Origin of the sequence: Streptococcus sp. HMSC070B10, assembly GCF_001808665.1 — a bacterium.
GTDB lineage: Bacteria > Bacillota > Bacilli > Lactobacillales > Streptococcaceae > Streptococcus.
The window spans coordinates 1-3,341 of sequence record NZ_KV794125.1; the positions used below are offsets into that span (position 1 = coordinate 1).

The window sequence follows — 3,341 nt, forward strand, 5'->3', positions numbered from 1 at the left end:
TTTTTGCCTACAGGGATAATCTCATCCAGGAGGGCCTGCTGGTTCTTCTTGGCCTTAGAAATGTACTGAGGAGGTTTGATATAAAATCTAACCTTTGCCCTCAGTGCTCCCTCAAGAATAGGCTGGCCCATATACTGATTAGCAATGAGCAGCTGGCAATGATTGCGCCAGGATTTCATGTCCTTGTCTTCGTAAGTCGTGGTAAAATTTCCACGTCTCGCAAACCTTGGCCGTGATTGTGGCTTAGGCTCAATGTTCAGGGTTAATTTCATCCTAACTAAGCTCCCCTCTCAATCCACAGAGATCAAAAAGATTTTGTTTGTTAGCCTCGATATATTCAAAGAATATTTGTAACTCAGCTAGTTTTCTTTTTTCTTTCTTCACTCCTAAACTTGTATGGTATTCTACGTCCTCCTCAGGTTTGGCCTTAATGTCTAGCCAGTAGAGAGGCTCAAAAACGTCCCCATTTTCATCTAAAGACGGCTCTGCGTCCTGGTTTCTAAAAACCATCTTCATATCATAGCCAATCATATTCTCAATTTTGATTTCTTTATTTTCAATCTCGATTACGATTGATGTTTTTGGGACATTGATTTTAGTTATCATGTTGTTTCTCCTGTAATTTTTTATATTTCTTTAGGCACTTCTTGCAGAAATGCTTATCAGTTCCTTTGTATTCTATTTCCTCAGCCCAAAGAGGCTCTTGCCAATACTTCTTGCAATGAGACCACCCTGTTACATTATTAAAAAGGTGAGGTTTTGCATTACCATGTATATATCCTGTATTATTGCGCTCTTCTGAGGCTAAAGGTAATTCCCATCTATATCCAACCATACTTAGAACCTATTAGAAAGGCAGATCATCATCTGAGATGTCCATAGGGTTTGAACGACCAAATGGAGAGTTGTAGCCTCCTGATGAGCTATTTCCATTTTGGAAAGTGTTGCCTTGACCTTGTCCGTGCTGACTGTTGCGACTTTCTAGCAGAGCGACGCTCTCAGCGACTACCTCGGTCACATATCGACGCTGACCGTCTTTCTCGTAAGACCTGACTTGTATGCGTCCAATGATCCCGATAAGTGAGCCCTTGCTACAATACTGAGCAATGATGTCAGCTGTGCCTCTCCACGCTTGAAAATTGATAAAATCAGCCTCACGGTCTCCATTTTCATTCTTGAAATTGCGATTGACCACAAGTGTCCCCTGCAAGCTAGATACATTGTTAGGCGTTTTTCGTAGATCAGGAGGCGCTACAAGCCTCCCAACCAGTGTAACGTTGTTAATCATCTGACTTGTCCCCCCTAGCGCTACGCTCTCCCAAGAGATAGCCTAAAAATATCCATAGGATAGCCATTCCAATCTCTTTGATAAAATCATTCATTATTTCTCTCCTTTGCATTCATAACATACATTTTGACCTACATCTTTTGCCTTGATTATTGATAAGCTGCCACATTTCTCACAGTTGATTAAAAAACCTAAACCATTTGAATTGATATTGCTTATATTGTTCTCTGAGGGGACTTTGTAAATAATTAAGGCGGATGTATGCCAATATTCAGCACTGACTCCACTGTCAGCGACAGCAGACACATTTGATTGAAATTTGATGTCAATCAACTTAATTCCTGGATTTTCAGCAAGCCAGCTATTTATTTGATCGTCAATCGCCTCATCACGTGGATAATCACATGAAAGAAACACGGTTTTAATCATATTCCCCTCCTGGGTTATGCCACCAGACTATCAGGTCATCCTGATTGTCTCTGATGTACTGCTCAAATCTTTCAAAGTGGTCGATAGCATGTTTTAAGCGTTGCATACCCTCTCCAGCTTTTGAGCAAAAGCCACAAACTTTAAAGACAGGCTCAATCATGTCAATAATTTCTACGACTTGGCCATCAAGGTTCCAGACGCTATCCTCTCCCACCTTAAAATCTAGGATAAACTCATCCCCTAGGTTGTGGATAACTTGCAATCTCTTGCCGTCTGAATAGATGGCTACGCTGTCAGATACTTTTCTGATTTCCATACTTACCACCCACATTGCTCATTGAGTTCAGCCTGAGTCAATGGCTCGATACGTTGATAACCGCTGACTTGATAGTTCTTTTTAAAATCAAATCCGAGCTGACTTAGACCAGCCTTAAAACGGTCTTTTTCGGATGTATCCACAAAATACACCTCTAAAGTCATTTTTTGGGTATATCGTTTTAGGTCGTTTTTAGCCCCTCTAAGAGCGTCCTGCTCATTTTGGGGGATTTGCCCACCGTTCAAGATTTCGCCTGTCTCTGGGTCAAATTTTGGGGTTTCCGTTGATTTTGGAGCTTGTTCCTGCTGTTTAGTTTGTTGAGCTGCTAAAAGTTCCTGATTTTCTCGCTCTGCTCGTTCTTGAGTCAGTCTGGTTTCTTCCTTTTGCTTTTCAAATTCATAGTCAGCTTTGATTTGTTCAAAAACCTCAGCAAGAGTCAAATCTTTCAGCTGTCGGATGTAAGGTGAGTCAGTCATTCCGTACTCAGCACATAACCCTGAAATAGCTGACTTAGCCTTTTCAAATTCTTGCTGTTTCTGATACTCAAATGTGACCATGTCATCAAGTGACTTCATAGTGGCTTTTTTAAGCGTCACGCCGTCAGCCATGAAATCACCAGCCTTGACATACTCAAGGGCCTTTTCATCAAAGAGACGAGGGTCCAGCATGTACTCAGCTGATTTGTTGGCTATGTAGCCTTTGACTGTATCAATTCGGACAGCCTTTTGATGTTCTTCAAACTCTTTGACATCACTAGCGATTTTGGTGATGATGTCTTTTAGAGGCTGGATGGCATTCTTGACATACTTGTCAAATTCGTCAGCTGGTTCAGATAAGACTTTCTTATTCCTGATCCGTTCATCAGAAACCTGCTTGTCTAATTTTCGTAGATCGGCAAGTGTCTGCTTGTCATCCTTGATGGTTGCAGCTGTAACCGTGTAATTTTGATACTTGGCTACAACCTCATTGATATTCTGTTCAAATTTCTCACGGTCAATGATTTCAACCTGTGCCTGTGTTACTTTTACCTGTAATTCTTGCATGTTGCCCTCCTAATATTCAAGTTCACCGTCTAGCAGCTCGCCCTGGATTGGCTCCTCAGTTTGAGTAGGTCCAGGAACTGTGTGGGCTTGCTCTTTGTTAAATTGCTCAATCTGAGCCATCTTGCGTGCAATTACATCCTCACGGCTCTCTTGAGGTGTGACGTCTTTGATACGGTCAAATGTTTCTCCACCGTCGTCCTCTGTGTACATGTTCCCCAAGTCCTCAGGGAAAGCCTCTCTAAGAGCATTAACTAGGGCTGTTTTT

Annotated in this window: 6 protein-coding genes and 1 pseudogene; all 7 read right to left on the bottom strand. The window is 41.8% G+C overall.

Annotation, left to right across the window (positions count from 1 at the left end):
* On the bottom strand, positions 1 to 272 hold a 272-nt coding region (locus HMPREF2613_RS00005; protein ID WP_148129923.1), incomplete at its 3' end, for a RusA family crossover junction endodeoxyribonuclease.
* Between the two features lies 1 nt (position 273).
* Positions 274 to 606, bottom strand: a complete 333-nt coding sequence (locus HMPREF2613_RS00010) for a hypothetical protein (RefSeq protein WP_049511139.1) — start codon at positions 604 to 606, stop codon at positions 274 to 276.
* A 241-nt stretch (positions 607 to 847) separates the two neighbouring features.
* A complete protein-coding gene (ssb, locus tag HMPREF2613_RS00020; protein WP_070478061.1) occupies positions 848 to 1,288 on the bottom strand; it encodes a single-stranded DNA-binding protein in 441 nt (146 codons plus the stop codon).
* 93 nt (positions 1,289 to 1,381) lie between these two features.
* The gene (locus HMPREF2613_RS00025) at positions 1,382 to 1,717 is read right to left on the bottom strand and encodes a hypothetical protein (RefSeq protein WP_070478063.1); all 336 of its coding nucleotides are present in this window, start codon (positions 1,715 to 1,717) and stop codon (positions 1,382 to 1,384) included.
* Positions 1,710 to 2,033 (bottom strand): hypothetical protein, encoded by a 324-nt coding sequence (locus tag HMPREF2613_RS11415; RefSeq protein ID WP_070478065.1) that lies wholly within the window; start codon positions 2,031 to 2,033, stop codon positions 1,710 to 1,712. Before HMPREF2613_RS11415 ends, HMPREF2613_RS00025 begins: the two co-directional genes overlap by 8 nt.
* Positions 2,034 to 2,035: 2 nt before the next feature.
* The gene (locus HMPREF2613_RS00035; RefSeq protein WP_070478067.1) at positions 2,036 to 3,076 is read right to left on the bottom strand and encodes a DUF1351 domain-containing protein; all 1,041 of its coding nucleotides are present in this window, start codon (positions 3,074 to 3,076) and stop codon (positions 2,036 to 2,038) included.
* Between the two features lie 9 nt (positions 3,077 to 3,085).
* Positions 3,086 to 3,341: pseudogene (locus tag HMPREF2613_RS00040) on the bottom strand (phage recombination protein Bet); the annotation flags it as partial.